The following is a 23,845-nucleotide window of genomic DNA, read 5'->3' on the forward strand; positions in this document are numbered from 1 at the left end:
TCTTAATTAAATTTTAAATCAATGAATTATCGTAAAACTTACCAACTACTTCCACTGTTGGTTGTACATTTACAAAGGCTTCTGGGTCTATATCTGAAACATTTTTCTTTACAAGCAATAACTCTTGTTTTGAAATTACAGTTGTAACTGAACTTAAAGGTTCATTTGTATATCCTCCGTAAAGATTTCTTCCAATTGTAACCCCTCTCATTTGACTGTTTATTAAACTATCAACAATTTCCTTCTCTTTCTTAGTGTAAATTGTTACTGTAAGTTTGTACTGTTGTATATAGAATAAGTCTATAACCTTTGTAGTTACATAGATTGAAACTAAACTATATAAAGCTAATTCCCATCCATAAACTAAGCCAGCAACTAATAATATTATTGCATTTACTATAAATCCTAATTGTCCTACAGATTTTCCTGTCATCTTTTGAACAACTAAAACTATTATATCTGTACCACCAGTAGAAAAACCTGCTCTAAAGCACATTCCTACTCCAGCACCCATAAGAACTCCACCAAAGATTGAATTTAAAAGTTGATTTGAAGTAACTTCTCTTGTTGGAATAATACCTATAAAAAATGATAGCGATATTATAGATAAAAAGCTATATATAGTAAACTTCTTACCTAATTTTTTAAATGATAAAAGGGCAAGTGGTAAATTTAAAATTAAAACCCAGGTTGAAATATCTATGTTTATATTAAAAAAATCTAGTCCAATAGATGATAATAACTGTGATATTCCAGTAACTCCTGAAGAATAAATGTGTGCCGGTGTTAAGAAAAAATTAACCCCAATTCCAGCTAAAGCCCCAAAAAGAATTATAGCAGCAATCCTATAGGCAACTTGATAAATACGTTCATTTTTTTTACTCACTATATTCACTCCGTTCAAAATTATTTTTTTCTTTTTATATTATTGCTTGTGATTTTGCTTAATCTATTATATCACCATTAAAATTCTTTTAAAGTGTTTTATTTACTCTTTTTGTAATTTATGATATTTTACGCTTTTTAATATCTATTTATCATTTTATACACATTTAAGTTTAAATATTAATATTCGATACTAGTTGATTTTTTATGTCTAAATATAACTTTTTTTTAACAAAGAAAAAATACCTCATCCCTATAAAAAGAGACGAGGTTTAATTTTTCAATTCATATGTATATTATATCTTATATTTTTATTTGTCAATATTTTCTTCATTTATTGCTATTTTTGAATCTTAATAAGTTTTTTATTACTAAAAAATGAATTCTATATATTTAAAATTTTTAATTTTAAAACTATCCAAGAAGTTTTTTATATCTTGTATCTAATTTTCCTTTTAAGAAGTTTATTAAATCCTCTAATTCTTCTTTCTTTAAATCTTTTTTTCTTATTATAGATGCTTGTTTTCTAGTAAAATAAATAATTATATATTTTTTACTCTCTAAAACCTCATATATTTTTTTATATCTAATCTTGCTTTTTCCTTTAATAGCTGAACTTTTAACTGTTATCATATCATCAAAAAAATCTAATGTTTCTACAGCTTTGAAAAAGTTTCCATTATCCTGCTTAGCTTTTTCTCTACCTGTAACTTCTATTTTTATTATTATTGCAAATAGAGTTATTATAAGCAAGAATATCCAGTAAATAAAAAAGTGCTTAAAATTCATATTTTTATTACTATAGGAAACAAAAAGTCCCATAAGTGCTGTAAGTAATATTATAAATGGCACAGTAAGCTTTCTTCTCAAAAAAGTTGCTATGTATAAAAATCTAGTATAATCTTTTTTATTTATAGATGTTTTAATTGTATATAACTTTTTATCCATAAAACCTCTCCTCCTTTACAAATTTTATATAAATATATTCTAAATCCATTTTCTAATACTTAATTTTCTTTTATAAAAATCTCAATAACATTTTATCATAATTTATACATAAATTTCATTATGATATACTTTAAAAACTTATTATTAAAATAATTTTTATATTAAATATAACTACCTATTTTTAAGTTATTCTTATATATAAATCTACCAAGTAAATTTAGCGAACAATATAAAGTATTGATATTTAAATTTTTCGTGATATAATAAGTGTATTAAATTTCAACTCGTATATAATCGGTAATATGGTCCGAAAGTTTCTACCTGCTAACCGTAAAATAGCAGACTACGAGGAGTTGTACTAAAGAATCTAGAATACTAGACCACTTAAAACAACACCTCTAAAAAGGGTGTTTTTTTATTATGTATAACTTCCTAAAATTATAAGAAACCTTTCTTTATATGAGTTTTAAGATTTAAAATACTAAAAATAAAATTATTTAAAGTAAATTAAATAAATCTCATATTTTATTAAAGTTCTTATAAAAATTTTATTTTTTATATTTTTAAATCTTAATATTTTAATTCAAAAATTATAAGGAGATTAAAAATTTATGGAAAAGCAAAATTTAAAAAATTCGGAAGTTAACTTAATTTATGGAGTGGATGATGACTTAGCTTTACCAAAAAAAGTTCTATTTGGACTTCAACATATATTTGCAGCTTTTGGTGGTATTATAGTTGTCCCTTTAGTTATTGCTAGTTCTCTTGGCTTTGATAGTAAAGTAACAACAGCTTTAATAAGTGCTTCTATTTTAGGCTCTGGACTAGCTACCATTATTCAAGCTAAAGGAATTTGGAAAGTTGGTGCAAGAGTTGCCTGTATTATGGGAACTGACTTTACCTTTGTATCTCCTGCAATTTCAGTTGGTTCAGTTCTTGGTCTACCTGGAATAATAGGTGCTACAATCCTTGGTTCTTTGTTTGAAATTATATTAAGTTTTTTTATAAAGCCTTTAATGAAATTCTTTCCTCCTCTTGTTACAGGAACAGTAGTTACTTTAATAGGCTTAACCTTACTACCTGTATCAATTGATTGGGCTGCTGGTGGTGCTGGTTCAGCTAATTATGCTAGTTTAGAAAATCTAGCTGTAGCTATGTTTGTTTTAGTTGTAACTCTTTTGCTTAATAATTATGGAAAAGGAATTATTAGTAGTGCTTCAATACTTATAGGAATAATTTTAGGATATATAGTATGTATCCCTCTTGGACTAGTTGATTTTACACCTGTAAAAGAAGCAACATGGTTATCCTTCCCTAAAATACTTGAGTTTGGAGTAACCTTTGATGCTAAAGCGGTTATAGCTTTTATACCAGCATATTTTGTGGCTACAATAGGAACAGTTGGATGCTTAAAGGCTATTGGAGAAACATCTAACATAAATATTGGAGATAAAAAAGTTGCTGCTGGGGTTTTATCTGATGGCGTAGGAAGTGCTTTAGGTGGATTATTTGGTTCTTGTCCTAATACATCCTTTAGTCAAAATATAGGTATTATATCATTAACTAAGGTAGCTAGCCGTCATGTAGCTGTAATGGCTGGAATATTATTAGTTATTCTTGGATTCTTACCTAAAGTAGCAGCTATAATAACAGGAATACCAAACCCTGTTTTAGGTGGTGTAGGTATTATGATGTTTGGAACTGTTGCTGCTGCTGGTATTAGAACCTTAAGCAATATAAAACTTACAGAAAGAAATCTTTTAATAATAGCAATTTCTCTTGGTCTTGGATTAGGTGTTACCTTTAGACCTGATGTAATACATAACCTTCCTGAAGGAATAAGAATGATATTTTCTTCTGGAATATCAACAGGAACCATAGCTGCTTTAATATTAAACATAGTATTAAAAGAAAATAAATCTTCAATGGAATTTGAAAATATATATAATGAAGAAAAATCTAATTAAAAATAAAAAGTCCTTTTAAGGACTTTTTATTTTTAATATTTGAAATTCATATATTAAACAACTTATTTATAATGTTTTATTAAAGCTTGTGTTCCTAAATCTCCAAATCCTTCTTTTTCTAATTCTTCATAATTTTCTAGAGCCTTACTTAAAATTTCTAACTCTAAAGCATTATCTAAAGCTTCTTCCTTTGCTAATTTCATATCTTTTATAAAATGTTTTATAAAAAATCCTGGTGCAAAATCCTCTTTTAAAATCTTTGGAGAAAGTAACTCTAATTGCTTACTTCCTGCTGCTCCAGTTGCTACAGAATTTAGCATTCTCTCAACATCTAACCCCTTCTCCTTAGCATAAGCCATTGCTTCACACACTCCTGATATGGCACCTGCTATCATTATTTGATTTGCTAATTTAGTATGTTGACCAAAACCTGCTTTTCCTTCATAACATATATTAGTACCCATAGCTTTAAAAATAGGTAAACAAGCTTTATAGTCTTCTTCTTCTCCTCCTACTAAAATAGTTAAAGTACCATTTTTAGCGCCAACATCTCCTCCAGTAACTGGTGCATCTAAAGCTTTTATTCCCATAGTTTTTGCTTTTTCATATATTTCAACAGCTAGTTTTGGACTTGATGTTGTCATATCAATAACATAAGTCCCTTTTTTAACATTTTCAAGTATTCCCTGTTCTCCAAAATAAACTTCATAAACATCCTTAGGAAAACCAACTATAGTTATTACTGCATCACAATTTAAAACACATTCTTTTATTGTTGAATGAAATATTGCTCCTTCTGAAATAACATCTAAAACTTTTTCTTTATTTCTTGCAAAAATAGAAACTTCAAAGCCCTTCTTAAGTAAATTACGAACCATTGATTTTCCCATTATACCTACACCAATAAAACCTATTTTCTTCATAAACTCTTTCCTCCTAACTAAAATTTAAATATATATCAAAATTATTTATATTAAATATAAATATTCTCTTACTTATCAAATAATCCTCCACCATTATTCTTCTTTCTTCCCCCTTGAACAGTTCCAATGCTTTTCTTAGCTCTAAGATTTGAATTATTAATCTTCCCCTTATTTTTCTTTTCTTCTATTAATTTCTTCATCATTTCAATATTTTTATTCATTTTAATTCTCCTTTTTATAAAATAAAATTATGATATGTAAAACTATTTAATCTTCACATAAACCAATTCTGGTCTATTAAAAAGCCTAGTTATTTTAGCACTATTCCCAAGCCCTCTACTAATTATAAGCTTATTTTTATCTCCATGAACCCCTTCTGTATACTTAGGAAAAATACCTTGTCCTGGTGCATAAAGTCCTCTTCTAATTATAGGTATTACAAATTGTCCTCCATGGGCATGTCCCGAAAACATTAAGTGAAAATTATATTTTGAATAATTTCTTTTAAAAAGTTCTGGATAATGACTTAAAACTATTTTAATACCTTGTAACTTTTCTAATTCATTAAAAACTTTAGAATACTCTTCTTTTTTAAAACTTTCTTCCTTCTCTTTAGAATCATTATTCAATATTTCCATACCTTCTTCAAACATACCTAAAACATTTAATTTTTCTTCTCCTATAGAAAAACTAAATATTTTATTTTTTAAAACCAAAACTCCTCTTTCCATTAAAGAATTAAAAATATAATCTGCTTTTTCACATCTTTTTTCATTATTTCCTGAAATATATATAACCTTAACCTCTTTGTTTAAATCACATAAAAAGTCTATTGTTTCATCCATATTTATAAGATTAGAATCTATCATATCTCCTGTGGCAAAAATTAAATCTGGATGTTTCTTTAAAATAGACTTTTTAAGTCTTATATTTCTTTTTCCAAACTCCTTACCATGAAGGTCCGATAAATGTATAATTCTTAATTCATTTTTCAATCCTAAATTTATATTATATGTACTAGTATCTATAACATTATTTTCGTAATAAAAAAATAAAATTAAAACAACAACCAAAAAACATATTAAAAATAAAATAATCACAAATCCCTCCTTAACAAAATCAAATTTTTTATGTAATACATTTTATATTAATTATATAAAAAATGAAGCTAATTTATAATGGATTTTTATTCTTATAATATAAACTTTGTAAGAAATATTTCCAAGATAAAAGGTAATAATTATAAACATTGTATAATTTTTAATTTTTACTTATCAAAAAACTAAAATTAAATTTACTTTTATATTTAACATTTAAAAAAAGCTTTAAAATCTTTTTATTATTATAAAAGGCCAATTTGTAAGAAAAATTTAAAGTGTTATAATCTTATTTAACAAGTAGAAATATTTATTCCATTATTACTAAGTTTCTTAGAAAATTTAGTATATTTTAATCTTAAACAAACTACTAACATACCAAAAACCTATCCTAAAAAGACTTTTAGCAAAAAACTAAAAGTCTTTTTTTAATAAAAAAAAGTCATATCAAAATAACTTTGATATGACTTTATATTATTTAAAAGGTGTTAAACTAACTTATTTAAAACTGATTCACCAATAGTTCCCTCTGGCATTTTTAATCCAAAGTTATCTGCAATAGTTGCTCCAATAGTTGCAAAAGTTTTTGGAGTTTCTAATTGTCCATGACCTTTCATTGATGGTGAATAAGCTAAAAATGGTACATACTCACGAGTGTGGTCTGTTCCTGTATATGTTGGGTCATTACCATGGTCAGCTGTTATTATTAATAAATCATCCTCATGTAACTTATCTAATACTTTTCCTAAGTTAACATCAAATTTTTCTAATTCTTCTGCATATCCTTGTGGATTTCTTCTATGTCCCCATAAAGCATCAAAATCCACTAAGTTAACAAAACAGAATCCTGTAAAATCTCTATCCATTATTTCTAATGTTTGTTCCATTCCATGAACTGAACTCTTAGATTTATTTCCTTCTGTTATTCCTTCTCCATCAAAGATATCTTTTATTTTACCAACTGAAATAACATCAAAATTATTATCTTTTAATTCATTAAGAACTGTTCTTCCATATGGTTTAAGAGCATAGTCATGTCTATTGCTTGTTCTTTTAAACTCGCCTTTTTTAGTTCCTAAATAAGGTCTTGCTATAACTCTTCCAACTTTCCAATCATCTTTAAGAGTTAATTCTCTTGCAATCTCACAACATCTATATAACTCATCTAATCCAAAAGTTTCTTCTTGACCACAAATTTGTAAAACTGAATCTGCTGATGTATAAACTATCATATCTCCAGTTGCAATTTGATGTTCTCCTAATTCATCTAAGATTTCTGTTCCACTAGCACTTTTATTTCCTACAATTTTATGACCAGTTTTTGCTGTTAACTCATCTAATAATTCTTGTGGAAATCCTGTATCTGTAAAAGTCTTAAATGGTTTAGTTATGTGTAACCCCATCATTTCCCAATGTCCTGTCATAGTATCCTTACCAACACTTGCTTCAGCCATTTTAGCTTGGTATCCAATTGGGTCTTTAACTGGAGGTACATTTTTTATTGGATGTAAGTTTGCAATACCCATTCTTTGAAGATTAGGTATATTAAGTTTATCTACTGATTCTGCTATATGACCTAAAGTATCTACATTAACATCACCGTATTTTTCAGAATCTTCCATTGCTCCTATACCTAATGAATCTATAACTATTGTAAAAATTCTTTTATATTTGCTCATTATTAAACCCCCTGAGTGTATTTCCGTATATATTATAATTTTTAAGATTATTATTTTCTAAATTTTTTATTTTTTCTTCTTATCTTCTTTAATTAAGTTTCTTATTCCCTCTATACCTGCTTTTATTGCAAGTTCTGTATCATGAACTTGAGGATTATCAAGTCCTTCTCTTTCTCTTTCTTGGTTAGCTATAGTTAGGAAAACTGCTCCAACTCTTACTCTTAAATAACTTCCTACTATAAATAATGCAGCACCTTCCATTTCTGAACCTAAGCAACCACATCTTTTCCATGCTTCCCATTTATTTAATAATTCATAACTTACTGGCTTAGTTTCTGGTGAATGTTGTCCATAAAATGAATCCTTTGATTGAACTACTCCAGTATGGAAAGGCACTTTTAATTCCTTTGCTCCTTTAACTAAAGCATTTACAACATCTAAATTTGCAACAGCTGGAAATTCAATTGGTGCATATTCTCTTGAAGTACCTTCTGCTCTTATAGAACCTGTAGCTATTATAAGGTCTCCACCTTTAACATTTAAATCCATCCCTCCACAAGTTCCTACTCTTATGAAAGTATCTGCTCCACAATTAACTAACTCCTCTAAAGCTATAGCAGCTGAAGGTCCACCAATACCAGTTGAGGTAACGCTTACTTTTTCTCCATCTAAATATCCAGTATATGTAACATATTCTCTTTTGTCAGCTATTAATTTAGCATCATCTAAATATTTTGCTATTTTAGCACATCTTTTTGGATCTCCTGGCATTATTACGTATTTTCCAACTTCTCCTGGTGCAACGTCTATATGAAACTGTTTGTCTGAACCTTGTGTATAAATCATTTACATTTCCTCCTAATACTTGTTCCTTATAACATTTTAACTTGTCTACTTAGTTGTCTATTTTATATTTATATAATACTATACTTTTTAAAATTTATCAAACGTTTACAGAAAATTTTTTAAATTATTTATTGGTTATTTGTATAAAATCTCTTATAATTTATATAAATACTATTTTTTGTTATTAACTTGTATGAAACTTGTCTACTTTAGAAAGGTGATTTAAATGGAAATATTAACTGTAAGTAAGACTAAAGAATTACTATACGTTACTGTATATGATAAACTCTTTAAAATGATTAAAGAAGGAACTTTTCCAGAAAACAGTAGGCTACCTTCTGAACCTAAACTTGCAAAAACTTTAGGTGTTAGCAGAAGTACATTAAGACAAGCTTTAGCCCTTTTACAAGATGATGGTCTTATAAAAAATATAAGAGGTAAAGGAAACTTTATAACAAAAGAAAATAAAGAAAATAAAACTGGATTAGAAAAAATAGGACATCCTATATTTAAATGCTTAGATGTTACTACTAATAATATTGAAATAGACTTTAAAATAGACCCTCCTTCAGATTATTATAAAAAAATTTTAGGAGAAAATTCTGTTGCTACTGTTTGTATAGATAGATGGTATTTAGAAGATACTCTTGCCTTAGCATATTCATACACAATAATATCAATTGAAGGAATATCAAAATTCAATATAGATTTATCTAAAAAAGAAAACTTATTAAATTTTATAGAAGAAAGATGCTATAAGGAATGTTCAAAAATCAAAAGTACTATAAAATTCACAACTTCAGGGAATTTTGTAACTAAACGTCATCCAATTCATGGAGAAAGTCATTTTTATTTAATAGAAGAAGCTATATATTTTGATTCAGAAATTCCAATAATTTTTAATAAACATTATCTTCCTATGAAACATAGTACTATAAAAATAAACCCTATGAAATAACATTTCATAGGGTTTATTTTTATATTTTAATATGCTGTAAATCCACCATCTACTGGCATAAATATTCCTGTTATATTGCTTGCTTCTTCTGAAGCTAAGAATAATATTGCATTTGAAACCTCTTCTGGTTTTGCAACTCTCTTTTGAGGTGAATCAACTTTTCCTGATACGATTCCTTCATCATCTTTAACTCCAGCTTTTTTAGCAGCTTCTCTCTTGTTCTTTAAGAACTCTAAAGCTTCATAGTACATTGGAGTTTCAGTTGTTCCTGGGTTTACTGCATTTACTCTTATTCCATATTTAGCATAGTCTAAAGCCATATTTCTAGTTAATCCATTTAAACCATGTTTAGAAGTTACATAAGCACAGTGTCCTGGGAATCCTGTTAAACCAGCTACTGATGAAATGTTAACAATAGCTCCACCTCTATTTTGTTTAATCATTTCTCTTATTCCATAGTGTGAGCAATAGAATGCTATCATTATGTTACAATCTAAAACATTTCTAAACATTTCTTCACTCATTTCATGTACTGGTGCAGGTGTTCCTGTAATACCTGCATTATTTATTAATATGTCTAAAGCACCAAATTTTTCAATAGCAGTATCTATAACTTTTTTACAAACATCTCTATCTTTTAAATCACCTATTATAAATTCAACATCAGGTGTTATTTCTTTTATTTCTTTTAAAGTTTCTTTACTCATTTCTTCTTTTCTATCAGCTAAAACTAATTTAGCACCTTCTTTAGCAGCTCTTATAGCAGCAGCTTTTCCTATACCACCAGCAGCTCCTGTTATAACCATTACTTTGTCTTTAAATCTATCTTTTATTATTTCACACATAAATTTCTATTATAAAATATACGAAATATTTTATAATATTTTCACCTCCATTTTCTATTAATCCCCTAGGTTATTAAGTAATATATACCTTTAAAAAACCTATGTCAACACCTTAAAAATACATTATTTACTGAATATTCAGCAAATTTCAACAAAATATTTGCCATAGTGCATATCTTTTTTAATAAGTTAATATTAAAATTCTCACATATGAGAATATTTATTAAATTTATACAAATAATAAATTTTTAATATTTATTTTTTAGAGGACAATATTCGCAAAATAACACCCTAAAATTTACCTTTAATGATATAATAAGTTACTGTAAGTAAATTTTAATTTATAAGGAGAATACAATATGAAACTTTTAAGAAACAAAAGATTTTTAATAGGACTTACCCTTACTCTTGTAATAAGTTCCTCTTTTATAGGATGTAATACTAAAAATGAAAAGAATTTAGAAAAAGAAAAGGTTACCGTAGATAATAGTACTGAAAAATCTAATATTAATTCTACAGAATCTGAAAAAAATAAAGATAGATTTGAAGGAATAAAAACTACTACTAAGGATATAAATATTCCTGTTTTATGTTATCATGATGTAACACCAAATAATCCAAATAATAATGAACTTTTAGTAAATCCTCAAAAATTTAAAGAGCAACTTAAATACTTAAAAGATAATAATTACACACCTATAACTTTAGATGAACTTTATGATTATTTAAAAAATAAAAAACCAATACCAGAAAAACCTGTAGTAATAACTATAGATGATGGCTATGAAGGAAATTACGATTATGCTTATCCTATACTAAAAGAATTTAATTTCCCAGCTACTATTTTTGTAATATCAAATTATGTAGGTGCAAAGGATTATATGACAGCTGATGAATTAAAGGAAATGTCTGATAATGGTATAGAAATAGAAAGCCATACTTTTAAACATGATGATTTATCTACCTTAGATGAAAATAAACAAATAGAAACCTTTAAAAGTTCAAAGGAAAACTTAGAAAAAATAACTGGTAAACCTGTTGATTTTGTGGCATATCCTTTTGGAAGATATAATGATGAAACAAGAATAGCTGCTGAAAAGGCTGGATATAAACTAGGCTTTAATTTAAGTGGTGATTTTGCTGATAGAAAAGATAACGATTTTAATATAGACAGAATTTATGTTAGTAACAATGATTCTATAGAAAAATTTGAAAGTAGATTAAAAGGAAATTAAAAATAAATTAGGTAGCTTTTAAGCTACCTAATACAATTTACACATAAAAATTTTAAATTATTTTAAAGCTATTCTTTTTTATCTAATTGTTTTAAAGCCTGTCTTAAAAATTCTGGTATAGGTACTCCTAACTCTGCACAATTTTCTAATATGCTTATTCCCTCATTAGATATATAAAAATAGGCTATTAAAGTCCTAAACATCCATGTTCCATTTTCTAAAAGTCTATCTAACATTACTGCAACCAAAAGTACAACTAAAATTAAACCTTTTTTAGTTATTCCTCTTAATCCAGCCTTTGAACACAATTGATTGCTTTTACCACTTTTTAATACGCCAGTTAAATAATCTAAAAAAATAAATACTAATAAAGTTATTATTGGCATATCCCAAGCACCAAATATCCAAGTGAATAAGGTTCCTAGGAATACAACCCCTAACTTAATACCAACTATTATACTCTCCATAAGAACAATACTCCTTAAATCTATTAATAAATTTTCTATAAATATATACTCTTAATACTTCTTTTCTATTCTTTAAAATATAAATAAATTTATAAAACAAGGGAATATTATCCTATATTTTTTCAACAAACTTTGATTGAACAAATCCACTTTTTCCTTCTTTATTTGTTATTCTATACCATCCTAAATATCTAGAATCTACCCAATCTATTCTAAAAACCTCTCCATTTTCTAAAAATGCAACTATATTAGATTGTATATTTGCTTTTTCATACACATTTAATATATCTTTTACATTCTTAGTTGTTGCCTCTTGAAATTTTCTTACATATTTCTCACTTACATATCCTATAATATTTTTATACTCAATAAGACACCAGATTGAACCCTCTTTATATTTTTTTATAATAAATTCTCCTTTAGCGGGTATTCTTCCTATAATCTTTGAATTTAAACTTGCTTTTTCTCTTATATTTAAATATGTGGATACTCCTTTTGTTGTACCATTATAAAGTTTAAATTTAATTTTTCCATCTAATATTTCACTTTTAAGTTCATTTAAATCACAAAAACCTGATACTCCTAAAACATTTCCTCTACTTGAATATTGAAATCCAATCCACCTATCCCAAATTTTATTATCTTTAGGCTTTTTAACTCCATATTCAGCAATCCAAAGAGGATATATTCCTAATCTTTTATCTAAATTATTATTAGCAAAACTTGTATATGTGTAAACAACAACTTCTCTTCCACTTAATCTTTTAACTTCTTCTAAAAACTCAATACATAAATTAGTTAATTCATAAGGACTTTTACCATCTGATACTTCAATATCTAAGGCTAATTTCCCCTCATATTCAGTAGCACCTATATAATTTAAATAATCTATAAAATATTTTGCTTGCTTTTTAGCTCCTTTATTTGGTTTAAAAAAATGATAAAATCCTATTTTAAAGCCTTCCTTTTTTGCTCTTTCATAATTTTGCTTAGCATATGAATCTCTAAAGTAATCCCCCTCTGTAGCCTTTATATAAACTATCTCAAAACCTTGACTTTTAACTTTTTTAAAATCTATATCTCTTTGCCAATTTGAAACATCAATACCTTTTAAATTTTTACTATTTCTTTCTTCCATAAATATCCTTCCTCTTTTGTATATTTTTATATTACATTTTATGCAATCTATATATTAAAGCTACATAACTTTTAATTTTATTTTTTTAAATTGACTTTTAAATTTATATTAATTTTTTTTAAAAAATTATTTGACTTTATAATAAAAAAACCTTAAAATAATTTTATACAATTTAATTTTAACAAATCAATTATAAAAATCCCCTAATATATACTTAAGATTGGATTTAATCCAAAACTTAAATAATATTAATTAAAAAACACAATAATTCATTAAATACTTAAAAAGAGCAATCTAATTTAGATTGCTCTTTTTGTAATATTAAATTATTTTTCTTTATTTACAAATTGACTATTATAAAGACTTTCATAATAGCCACCTTTTTTTATTAATTCTTCATGGGTTCCCTGTTCAATTATATTTCCATCATTCATTACTAATATTAAATCAGCATTTCTGATTGTAGAAAGTCTATGTGCTATAACAAAACTAGTTCTATTTTTCATTATATTTTTCATAGCTTTTTGAATTAAAATTTCAAGTCTAGTATCAACTGAACTTGTAGCTTCATCTAAGATTAATATAGTTGGATTTTTCAAAATCGCCCTAGCTATAGTTAAAAGTTGTTTTTCTCCTTGAGATACATTTGATGCTTCTTCATTTAGAACCATATTATACCCTTCTGGTAAGGTTTTTATAAAGTGATGAACATTAGCAATCTTAGCGGCTTCAATTACTTCTTCTTTAGTAGCATCAAATCTACCATACCTAATATTATCATAGATTGTTCCCTTAAATAGCCATGTATCTTGAAGAACCATTCCAAATAAACTTCTTAAATCTTCACGCTTCATCTCTCTAATGTCTACTCCATCTATTTTAATTGAGCCCTCTTTAACATCATAAAATCTCATCAAAAGATTTATAAGAGTAGTCTTTCCAGCTCCTGTCTTACCAACAATAGCAACCATTTGACCACTTTTAACATCTAAACTTAAATCTTTTATAAGATTTTTATCCTCATTGTATGAAAATTTAACATGCTCAAAACTAACATTTCCCTTTGGCTCTTTTATTTTTATAGGATTTTCTAAATCTTTTACTTCTTCCTTCTCCTCTAAAAATTCAAAAACTCTATTAGCTGCTGCAAAGGCTGATTGTATAGCTGAAGATAATTGGGTTACTTGAGATAAGGGTTGGTTTATTTGCCATATATAACGTACAAAGGCTTGAAGATTACCAACAGTTATTACACCCCTTATAGACATTATTGCACCTAAAACTCCTATTATAGCTATCCCTAGATAAGTAATAAGGCTTATTAAAGGAGACATTATGCTAGATATAAACTGTGCTTTAAAACCTGTTTCTCTTAATTCCTCATTTACCTTTATAAACTCCTTTAAAGAATCTTCTTCCTTTCCATATAACTTTAATTCATTAAAGCCTGTATACATTTCTTGAACTTTTCCATTAAGATTTCCTAAAGCTTTTTGTTGATTATTAAATAACCTTTGAGATTTAGATACTATTATTTTTGTAATTAAAATACTTAAAGGAATTATTAATGTTGCAATTAATGCTAATTTAAAATTTATAGAATACATCATTATTAAAGCTAACCCTACAGATAAAAAAGCATTTATTACTTGAACAAAACTCTGTTGTAATGCATTAGAAATAGTATCTACATCATTAGTAATTCTACTTAAAACATCTCCATAACTATTAGAATCAAAGTATTTTATAGGAAGTCTATTTATCTTTTTTTCAACCTCACTTCTAAGGTTTCTCATAGTATTTTGAATTGCATTAGTTAATAAAAAACTAGATATAATATTAGATAAAGTTCCAAGGGTATATACCATAAATAGTACTACTAATACCTTTAAGATATAATTAAAATTAACTGTAGCGCCAGTAACTCCCTTTATAATTTCTTCAAAGTCTTTAGTTAATTGAGTTATTATCAACCCTTCTGTTACTGGAGCTACAGCTGCAAAGATAGCAGAAAAAATTATAAATAAAATTGCACCTAAAAAAGACCACTTATATCTAAAAACAAAGGGAGAAATCTTTTTTAATACTAATTTTAAATTATTCATCTTTTAATTCCTCCTCTGTAAGTTGTGATGTAGCTATTTCATAATATATAGGACAATTTTTTATTAATTCTTTATGTGTACCAGCTCCAACAACTTCTCCTTCATTTAACACTATAATTTTGTTAGCATCCATTATAGAACTTATTCTCTGGGCAACAATTAATACAATAGAATCTCTTGTTTCTTCCTTTAATTCTTTTCTTAAAATAGCATCTGTTTTAAAATCTAAAGCTGAGAAACTATCATCAAAAATATATATATCTGGTTTTCTAACTACTGCCCTAGCTATTGAAAGTCTTTGCTTTTGCCCTCCTGAAACATTTGAACCACCTTCTGTTATAATTTCATCAAACTTCTTAGGCTTATTTGAAATAAATTCATAAGCTTGTGCTATTTTAGCTGACTCTTCAACTTCTTTATCTTTAGCATCTTTTTTCCCAAATTTTATATTACTAGATATACTTCCTGTAAATAAAAGAGTTTTTTGTGGAATAAATCCTATCTTTTCTCTCAAATATTTTAAATCATAATCTCTTACATCTACTCCATCTATTTTTATGCTTCCCTTAGTAACATCATAAAACCTTGGTATTAAATTTATAAGTGTACTTTTGCCACTTCCTGTACTTCCTATAAAAGCAATAACTTCTCCTCTTTCTCCCTTAAAAGATACATCTTTAATAACAGGTTCTTCCCCATTTGGATAGGTAAAAGATACATTTTCAAACTCTATAGTACCTTTATTTTCAACCTTTTTAACTCCATTTTTAGGATTTTTTATTATAGGCTCTGTATTTAATACTTCCCTAATTCTATTTGCAGATACTTGTGCTTTTGGGTACATTACAAAAACCATAGAAAATAACATTATTGAAAACATTGCATGAAATAAATATTCAATAAAAGCCACTAACTGACCAACTTGAAGAGTTTTATCACTTATCATATTACTAGATACTAAAAATATAACTATAATCGCTATATTAAGTAGAAAAAAGAAAAGAGGTTGAGCTACTCCCATAAGCTTATTTAATTTTTTAGCAATTCTAGCATAAGAATTATTTGTTTTATTAAATCTTTCTTCCTCATATTTTTCATTGCCAAAGGCTCTTATGACTCTTATTCCTGTTAAATTTTCTCTAGATATTCTATTTAATTTATCTAAATTTTTTTGTAATTTTTCAGATAAAGGCTCTGAAATTTTAGCAATAATTATAACACCAATTATAATTAAAGGAATAACAAAGGCTAATATTAGTGAAAGAGAAAGACTTGTTTTTAATATCATAAATAAACTTATAATAAACATAATAGGAGTTATTAAAGCTAACCTTAAAAGAGTATTAGTAAACTGTAAAATAACAAAGGGGTCATTTGTAGTTCTTGTTATCATAGAAGATACTCCAAAGTTATTATATTCTGTATGAGAAAACTCTTGAGCCTTTTTAAATATATCATTTCTTATATCTCTAGTTATTCCTGTTGATATTTTTGAAGAACAATACCCAAGTAAAATAGTTCCCATAACACCTATAATAGATATAACAACTATTAAAATTCCCATACTCTTAATGTAATTTATATCTTCTCTTATTATTCCTATATCTATAATCTTAGCCATAATTGTTGGTATTCCTAGTTCTACTAAAGCAAAACCAAAAACAGATATAAAATTTAGAATAAGCAATCCTTTATAGTTTTTTAAATAACTAAGTATTAGTTTCATAATTATAATTCACTTCCTTTCTTTTAAAACTCATTTAATTACTAATTATACCAAATTTAATCACTTATGCTAAATATCATTTTAAGGCTTATCCCTTTAATCTAAAGCTAAATATGCTTTATTAAATATAATATACAAAGCTTTTAATATATATTAATTTTCAAAATTTTATTCTCTCCAAAAAACAAAAAAATAAAATAGATAAGCTAAATTAGATTTTATTTAAATCCCTTAGCTTAATCTATTTTATTCTAAGAAAAATTTATACTATTTAAAATTTAAGTAATATAATCTAGGTATTAAAGTATTTATAGTATTTAAATTAATCCATACTCTTTTAACATTTTTTCTATATCAGTTCCAGATATTTGTTTCATTAATTTTTTCTTTAATAAGAAAGGTATATGAATATCTGGTTTTTCACCATCTAATAAAGCTACCATTGCATTTAATAAATAACGAATATCATATCTTGAAGCAAATACTTCAGGTACACCTTTTTCAACTCCAGTTAAAACATAAACGGCTTCCATAGCTGTACGTCCTGAATATTCTATAGTAAATACAGTATCTCTTCCTGGGTCATCTAAAGTTTCTGCAAATTGACCAAGGAATGCAAAGTTAACTGAATGTTTTGGAACAACATAAGGTCTATCACCAAATTCACGAGGCATAAATTGTGATGTTATAAATGGCATCATTACAGGTACTGCTGTACAAGATTTTGAAAGTTCTTCAATTTCATCAGTAGGAACTCCTATATGGAATAGCCACTCTTTAGTAATTTCCTTACCTGTACAATCTCTCATAGGCTTTTTAATGTAATCTCCATTTACATCTGTAAATAATCCATATACCCAAACAACTATATCTTTCTTTGGTTGTCCATAATATTGCTCTTGACGGTTTATAGTCCAGCTCATAAGCCATGAAGAGTCCATAGCTGTTACTATACCACCTGTTACTGTTCTTCCACCATAAGGAGAACGTTTAGTTATTTTTTCAATATATCTTGGTACACGCTCATCATGACAAGTTATTGTACAAGACTCCCAATTTGATTTTTCTGTGTCAGTACAGAACTTATCTGGATGTCCAAACTCATCAGATTGTTTTGCGATATTTCTCCATAATTCCCAACAACCTTTAGGTTCTTTGTTAAATGGTGCAGGAGTATTATCATCACCATATCCAGAACCCTCTGTCATTGAACCATTTGTTATGAATACTAAATCCTCTTCTGTTAAATCTACAGATATGTCATTTCCATATTTATCTTTTGCTATTATTTTTTTAGCTACTTTTTTATTTTCAGTTATTTCAATTTCAACATTTTCAACATGAACACCATATTCAAATTTAGCTCCATGGTCTTTTAAATACTTAACCATTGGCTTAACAAAAGATGTAAATTGGTCATGTCTTGAAAATTGTAGTGCTGAAAGAGTTGGTAGTCCTCCAACATGGTGTATGAATCTATTCATATATAATTTCATCTCTAAAGCACTATGCCAGTTTTCAAAGGCAAACATTGTTCTCCATAAAGTCCAGAAATCTGTACTTAAAAGTTCTTGAGAAAATACTTCTTCTATAGTTTTATTTTGAAGTTCTTCATCAGGTATAAGAACAAATTCTGCTAATTCCTTAGCTAAGTCTTGTCCTAAATTAAACTTCGCATCATCATATCTTTCTCCATTATTATGAGTTATACGACAATTACTATAGTTTGGATCATCATAGTTTGTATAGAATAAATGATCTAAAACTGTCATGTTTGGGTCTTCTGTAGAAGGTAATGAGCTAAATAGTCCCCATAAAACTTCAAAGTGATGTCCAAGTTCACGACCTCCACGAGCAACATACCCTATATTTTGAATATATTCTCCATCTAATGAACCACCTGGTATTTCTAACTGTTCAAAAAATGTTATTTTGCTTCCATCCATATGTGCATCTCTAATTAAGAAACATCCTGCAGCTAAAGCGCCTATTCCTGTTCCTATTAAATAAGCCTTTTTATCATCAATTCCATAAGGCTTTCTAGCATGAACTAATGCATGATAGCTTCCGTTTGTTAATGTAAGTCTTTCATCATGTGTTTTAAGTTTCATTAAAATCCCCTTCTTTCTTAAAACTATGTATAATGTCTTAAAAGAAATATTATCACCTTAAATTACCCTTTTTATAACTTTAAACTTCTTTAAATTAAAAATTTTAATACTAAGGCTAAATAGATTTAATTTCCTTTTATTCTATAATATAACCTTTTATATTATCTTTCATTAGATAAATAATTATAGTGTTAAAAGTTATAACACATACATGAAAATGACTAAAATTTAGTTATATAATAATATTTGTCTAAATAAATAATAAAGTTATTTTAAAATCGCTTTTTTCTTTTAAATCAATTAATTTTCTTATATAAAATTTACTGTTTTATCAATTATTTTTTTCCATATTTTCTAATTTTTCACTTCTTTCAAGAGATAATTTTATATTCCCATCAAATAATTTTCCTATCCTTCTTATTATTTCTTCTGGGTCCTCTTTCATCCCTGAAGAAATCCATCTAATAACCATTTCCGTAAGAGCACATTGATAAAATACAGCTATTAACTTCATATCATATTTTGAAGCCTTTATCCCTTGACTTACTTTATTTACATACCTCTCCATCATATTTCCAGAAACACTATATATGTAATTTACTAATTCTTCTCTTTGCATTGAATTATAAATATTATATATTAATTTTTTATTTCCTAATGCAAATCTTGTAGCAAGAACAAAACTTTCTTCCCATGACATAGTATCATTATATTCACTTATAATACTCTTAAGCTCTGTCTGAAAAATTTCAGATAAAAGAGCATATATATCTGAATAATAATAATAAAAAGTATTTCTATTAATTCCACAAGAATTAGCTATATCCTTTACAGTTATTTTATTTAAAGGTTTTTCATTTAACAGTTCTATAAATACGCTACGTATAAGTTTCTTAGTATATTGCTGGGCCAAATGAATCTCCCCCTTTGTTTTTTTATTAATAAATTATACCATTAACTTTATATATTTTTATTTAACTTATATAAATTATTATAAAGAAATTATATCAAATTTCTCTCTTACTAATGTTACTATTTATAAAATAAGTATTTAATAATAAAAAATACTCTTTAAAGACCTTATAAAAAGTTCTTTAAAGAGTATTTTATAAATTTACTTTTTTAAATAAAAACCTAATATAGAAATACTTAATCCTAGAAAAAACAATCCACCTTTATATCCAGTTTGAGGCAATTCATCCGGTTTATTATTTTGATTTGAATTGTCATCTGGTTTATTATTTTCAGAATCTATTTCTTTTTCTTTTACTGTAACACTAATTTTTTTTGTAATAGATGCTCCATTACTATCAACTACTTGATAAGTAATATAATATATTCCTGGAACATTAATATCTAAGTTATTTGATATTATATTTTTATCTGTAATAGAAATATTTCCATCTTCTTTATCGTAAGCTATAACACCTTCTAATGGATCAAATTCATTACCACAATAAATAACTTTATCATCTGCTTTTATATTAGGAACTGTATTTATTTTTTCTATTTTATTATTAATTAAAAAAGTTACTTTAGCTAACTGAATATCAGTATTTTTTATATACTTCTCCTCTCCATTATTTAATATATATTTTTTATCTTTATATTCTGGAAAATCTATTTTTAAAAATTTAGTATCTTTAGGCAGATTATAAGCATCAAATGTAGTTCTAGCATAACCTGGATGTTTTTCAATGAAATTGTCAACAATTTTTACATTATCAAACTCATTCCAATTCTCTCCATCTTTTGATGTAAATATTTTGAAATCTATATCTCCATCTATTAATGAAGATCTAATAGAATATCCTTCATATGAATTTGCACTTTCATTCCATGTCATTTTATCTTCAATAGTTTGATAATAAGTAGTTAAATGTACATCCTTTACATTAGGTATATTATAAATTATAGAACCATTTTCTTGACCATTTCCAAGTGCTAAGCGACTATTTTCTAATCTAGGCTGTCCACCATAATAAAAATTATCCTTATTTTCTTCATTTGAAATCCCATCTGTTAAAACCATAAAATTATTTGTATGAGAATAAGGACTTATTTCATAATTACTACTTTTTTTATTATTTATATCTTTCAAATCATCAAACTTTACATATTCTTGATTAGGCATTTGATATATTCTAATCCAATCAATTAAATACTCTGAATCTTGCTTGGTATTTTGTTTATTATAATCCACATCTCCAACCCAACCATCTCCAACTTGTGTTTCTAATATAGGAAACATAGGTCTATTGTGCATACCATCTCTTCCATCATCTTTTGCCTTATCACTTTTAAAAACCATTTTACCATCTATATACCATTTTATAAAATTTGGATCCCACTCCACTTCAAAAACATGGAAATCTTGACTCCAAGCTTCATAGTTAATATTTTTTACTCCATCAGAACCTTTATTTTTTCCTAATATACCAAAATGATTAGTAGTCCAAGCCCCCCATGGATCCTGTCCCAAGTACTCTAAAACATCTATTTCATCATGTCCTGTTTCATCTTGAGCTAACATCCATATAGCTGGCCATATTCCTTGAGAATCATTTACCTTTGCTCTTACTGCCATTCTACCAAATTGGAATGAAAATTTATTTTTCGACTCAACTCTTCCTGATGACCAAGTAACCTTCTCTCTATTTATAGTTTGACCTAAATAATTATCAACTCCTACTGCTTTAATTAATTCATCTGTACTGTTAAAATTTTTAGTATTAATAGATAAATAGCTCTCTTCACCATCCTTTTTTATACTTACAGCTCCTCTATTATATATAGCCCCATGATTAACCATACCATCTATTATAGTCCATTTACTTTCATCAATTTTTTCACCATTAAATTCATCACTCCAAACTAATTTATTATACTTAGATGTAGGTTCTATATATTCATCTTTACTTTCATCATAATTATCTCCTGAACCCCATATCTCAATCTCTGAGTATTTAGTTTTACTTTTACCATCTTTATCAACTATAAAACGTATATATCTTGCTTTCGTATTATAAGGTAAATTTACTACTTCTAGCTCATCATCATGTATCCAATTCTTCTTGCTAAATACTTCTCTAAATCCACTATTAGGAGAATTAGAAATTAATACCTTAACTAAATTATATTTTCCTGGTTCTAATTTAAAATTTATATTATTAATAGTGTATATATTTTTATATTCAAATTGCAACCAATTTTCTCCTTCAGTATTGTGAATAGCATAATTATTATCTAATTTATTATCTGTAATTGCTTGAATATTACTCGGCTCCAAACCATATACATATGGTAATTTTCCAGAGGATAAATTTATAGGTTCAATATTATCAGGTTGTTCTGGAATTTCTTGTTTAGGAACATTAGCCATAACTTCTATTTCATTATAAAGGTTACCATTGCTATATCCTTTCCATGAACTATTAATATTTTCAATGTAATGTCCCTTTCCCCATATTCTTATATATTGAGCATCAATAAGTGTATCTAAATTTATAACTTGAGGTTTTCCTTTATCATTTATATTCTCAATAATATCTTGTTTTTCAAATACTACATGAGTTTTGTCTTCCTCAAAATTAGGACTAGTTGATAATTCAACTTTTACATCTTTAAATGTTGATATTGCATCATCATAAGTATTTCTATAAATCTTAATTTCCTTTACTGAATAAATTTTTCCAAAGTCATATTGTAAAAAACATCATCCCATTTACTATATCCATTATCTACTTCCCCAGTTTCATTACCAACTATAACTTTAGTATTTAAATTATCATCATTACTAGATAGATTATCTCCATCAGTTGCTAAATTAGGGTTTAATATTGATACTTGTGGTATAGTAAAATCTCCACTATCAATCATATGTTTGCTATTAGTAGTAGGAATTAATCCATTTAATATGTTAGTAATAATATATTCATTATTTTTAGCTAATACTATCTCATTAAAGCAGTTAAATAAATTCATAAATATTAAAATAAATAGAATAAAGATTGCAAATACTTTTTTTAAATATAATCGAAAACTCATATACTACTCCTCTACATAATTTTTCACATAAATTAAAACTTAAAGTTTTCCACCTGAAGTTGCTATTCCTTCTATAAATTGTTTTTGGAATATAACATAAATTAATAACATAGGCCATATTGCTAATACTGATGCTGCCATAAGTTGTGGATAATTTACTGAATAAGCACTCTGTATTTTAGATAGTGCAGATGATAAAGTAGCTGCATCTGTATTTGAATTTACAATTAATGGCCACATTAAATCTTTAAATGCAAATAAAGCTGTAAATATACTTAAAGCTATTAATCCTGATCTTGCTAAAGGTAACATTACTTTAAAAAAAGTTTGTCCTATATTGCATCCATCTAAATAAGCTGCTTCTTCTAGTTCCTTTGGTAATCCAATAAAAAATTGTCTTAAAAGAAATGTCCCAAAAGCACTTACTAAACCTGGAAAAACCAATGCAAATATAGTATTTCTCATATTTATTTGATCTATCATTAGATATTGTGGAATTACAAAAACTTGTGCTGGAATCATCATTTGAAATAAAACTAATCCGAATAAAATATTTCTTCCTGGAAATTTTAGTCTAGCAAAAGCATACGCTGCCATAGCACTAAATAAAACTGAACAAAGAACTCTAAATATCATCATTAAAAATGTATTTGCATATAACCTAAAAAAATTATTTCCTTGTATAACATCTATATAATTTTCTAGTCTTAATTTACTTGGAAAAATAACAAATGGATTCATTTGAGTAGATTCTGTTACAGTTTTAAATGAAGTTAACACCATCCAAACAAATGGTAATATCATTATTATAGCTATAATTATTAAAAATAAATGAATAAATATTCTAGATATTTTTTTTGTATGCATA

General features: G+C 26.6%; 20 protein-coding genes and 1 riboswitch. Of the genes, 3 read left to right on the plus strand and 17 right to left on the minus strand.

Annotated elements, in window-relative coordinates; genetic code table 11:
- Positions 1–13 precede the first annotated feature (13 nt).
- Positions 14–886, minus strand: a complete 873-nt coding sequence (locus AC4FQV_RS06530; RefSeq protein ID WP_491139647.1) for a YitT family protein — start codon at positions 884–886, stop codon at positions 14–16.
- A gap of 413 nt (positions 887–1,299) precedes the next feature.
- Positions 1,300–1,833 (minus strand): YcxB family protein, encoded by a 534-nt coding sequence (locus AC4FQV_RS06535; protein ID WP_491139648.1) that lies wholly within the window; start codon positions 1,831–1,833, stop codon positions 1,300–1,302.
- 264 nt (positions 1,834–2,097) lie between these two features.
- Positions 2,098–2,199, plus strand: a riboswitch (purine riboswitch).
- 245 nt (positions 2,200–2,444) lie between these two features.
- On the opposite strand from AC4FQV_RS06535, the gene AC4FQV_RS06540 reads away from it, so the two are divergent.
- Positions 2,445–3,800 (plus strand): nucleobase:cation symporter-2 family protein, encoded by a 1,356-nt coding sequence (locus AC4FQV_RS06540; protein WP_491165144.1) that lies wholly within the window; start codon positions 2,445–2,447, stop codon positions 3,798–3,800.
- Between the two features lie 62 nt (positions 3,801–3,862).
- Here the strand turns inward: AC4FQV_RS06540 and AC4FQV_RS06545 are convergent, their stop codons facing one another.
- The 5 genes from AC4FQV_RS06545 to udp form a co-directional block, all read right to left on the minus strand.
- Entirely contained in the window at positions 3,863–4,723 is an 861-nt protein-coding gene (locus tag AC4FQV_RS06545) for an NAD(P)-dependent oxidoreductase (RefSeq protein ID WP_491139650.1), read from the minus strand.
- 68 nt (positions 4,724–4,791) lie between these two features.
- Positions 4,792–4,944 (minus strand): hypothetical protein, encoded by a 153-nt coding sequence (locus AC4FQV_RS06550; protein WP_491139651.1) that lies wholly within the window; start codon positions 4,942–4,944, stop codon positions 4,792–4,794.
- A gap of 42 nt (positions 4,945–4,986) precedes the next feature.
- Positions 4,987–5,820 carry a metallophosphoesterase gene (locus AC4FQV_RS06555; protein WP_491165186.1) on the minus strand — a complete coding sequence of 278 codons (834 nt, stop codon included), beginning with the start codon at positions 5,818–5,820 and terminating at the stop codon, positions 4,987–4,989.
- Between the two features lie 488 nt (positions 5,821–6,308).
- Positions 6,309–7,499 (minus strand): phosphopentomutase, encoded by a 1,191-nt coding sequence (locus tag AC4FQV_RS06560; protein WP_491165145.1) that lies wholly within the window; start codon positions 7,497–7,499, stop codon positions 6,309–6,311.
- Between the two features lie 66 nt (positions 7,500–7,565).
- Complete coding sequence (gene udp / locus AC4FQV_RS06565) at positions 7,566–8,345, minus strand: uridine phosphorylase (protein WP_491139654.1); 780 nt, start codon at positions 8,343–8,345, stop codon at positions 7,566–7,568.
- A gap of 226 nt (positions 8,346–8,571) precedes the next feature.
- On the opposite strand from udp, the gene AC4FQV_RS06570 reads away from it, so the two are divergent.
- Positions 8,572–9,303, plus strand: a complete 732-nt coding sequence (locus AC4FQV_RS06570; protein WP_491139655.1) for a GntR family transcriptional regulator — start codon at positions 8,572–8,574, stop codon at positions 9,301–9,303.
- A 26-nt stretch (positions 9,304–9,329) separates the two neighbouring features.
- Here AC4FQV_RS06570 and AC4FQV_RS06575 read toward each other — a convergent pair whose 3' ends face one another.
- Entirely contained in the window at positions 9,330–10,148 is an 819-nt protein-coding gene (locus tag AC4FQV_RS06575) for an SDR family NAD(P)-dependent oxidoreductase (protein WP_491139657.1), read from the minus strand.
- Between the two features lie 359 nt (positions 10,149–10,507).
- Here AC4FQV_RS06575 and AC4FQV_RS06580 point away from each other — a divergent pair, with 359 nt between their 5' ends.
- Positions 10,508–11,383, plus strand: coding sequence for a polysaccharide deacetylase family protein (locus tag AC4FQV_RS06580; RefSeq protein ID WP_491165146.1), 876 nt, complete (start codon positions 10,508–10,510; stop codon positions 11,381–11,383).
- Positions 11,384–11,451: 68 nt separating this feature from the next.
- Here AC4FQV_RS06580 and AC4FQV_RS06585 read toward each other — a convergent pair whose 3' ends face one another.
- The 9 genes from AC4FQV_RS06585 to AC4FQV_RS06625 all read right to left on the minus strand — a co-directional run bounded on the left by AC4FQV_RS06585 (position 11,452) and on the right by AC4FQV_RS06625 (position 23,844).
- Positions 11,452–11,850 carry a phage holin family protein gene (locus AC4FQV_RS06585; protein ID WP_491139659.1) on the minus strand — a complete coding sequence of 133 codons (399 nt, stop codon included), beginning with the start codon at positions 11,848–11,850 and terminating at the stop codon, positions 11,452–11,454.
- Between the two features lie 112 nt (positions 11,851–11,962).
- The gene (locus AC4FQV_RS06590; protein ID WP_491165147.1) at positions 11,963–12,988 is read right to left on the minus strand and encodes a GH25 family lysozyme; all 1,026 of its coding nucleotides are present in this window, start codon (positions 12,986–12,988) and stop codon (positions 11,963–11,965) included.
- A gap of 326 nt (positions 12,989–13,314) precedes the next feature.
- Positions 13,315–15,093 carry an ABC transporter ATP-binding protein gene (locus AC4FQV_RS06595; RefSeq protein WP_491165148.1) on the minus strand — a complete coding sequence of 593 codons (1,779 nt, stop codon included), beginning with the start codon at positions 15,091–15,093 and terminating at the stop codon, positions 13,315–13,317.
- Positions 15,086–16,819: an ABC transporter ATP-binding protein gene (locus AC4FQV_RS06600; protein ID WP_491139662.1), complete on the minus strand. Its 1,734-nt coding sequence runs from the start codon at positions 16,817–16,819 to the stop codon at positions 15,086–15,088. Before AC4FQV_RS06600 ends, AC4FQV_RS06595 begins: the two co-directional genes overlap by 8 nt.
- Before the next feature lie 317 nt (positions 16,820–17,136).
- Complete coding sequence (locus AC4FQV_RS06605; protein ID WP_491139663.1) at positions 17,137–18,930, minus strand: oleate hydratase; 1,794 nt, start codon at positions 18,928–18,930, stop codon at positions 17,137–17,139.
- Between the two features lie 331 nt (positions 18,931–19,261).
- Complete coding sequence (locus AC4FQV_RS06610; protein ID WP_491165149.1) at positions 19,262–19,843, minus strand: TetR/AcrR family transcriptional regulator; 582 nt, start codon at positions 19,841–19,843, stop codon at positions 19,262–19,264.
- 201 nt (positions 19,844–20,044) lie between these two features.
- The gene (locus AC4FQV_RS06615; RefSeq protein ID WP_491165150.1) at positions 20,045–22,312 is read right to left on the minus strand and encodes a family 16 glycosylhydrolase; all 2,268 of its coding nucleotides are present in this window, start codon (positions 22,310–22,312) and stop codon (positions 20,045–20,047) included.
- Positions 22,313–22,605: 293 nt separating this feature from the next.
- Positions 22,606–22,977, minus strand: a complete 372-nt coding sequence (locus AC4FQV_RS06620) for a hypothetical protein (protein WP_491165151.1) — start codon at positions 22,975–22,977, stop codon at positions 22,606–22,608.
- A 39-nt stretch (positions 22,978–23,016) separates the two neighbouring features.
- A complete protein-coding gene (locus AC4FQV_RS06625; protein ID WP_491165152.1) occupies positions 23,017–23,844 on the minus strand; it encodes a carbohydrate ABC transporter permease in 828 nt (275 codons plus the stop codon).
- Between the last annotated feature and the right edge of the window lies 1 nt (position 23,845).

The organism is Clostridium sp. TJA038 (assembly GCF_058310255.1).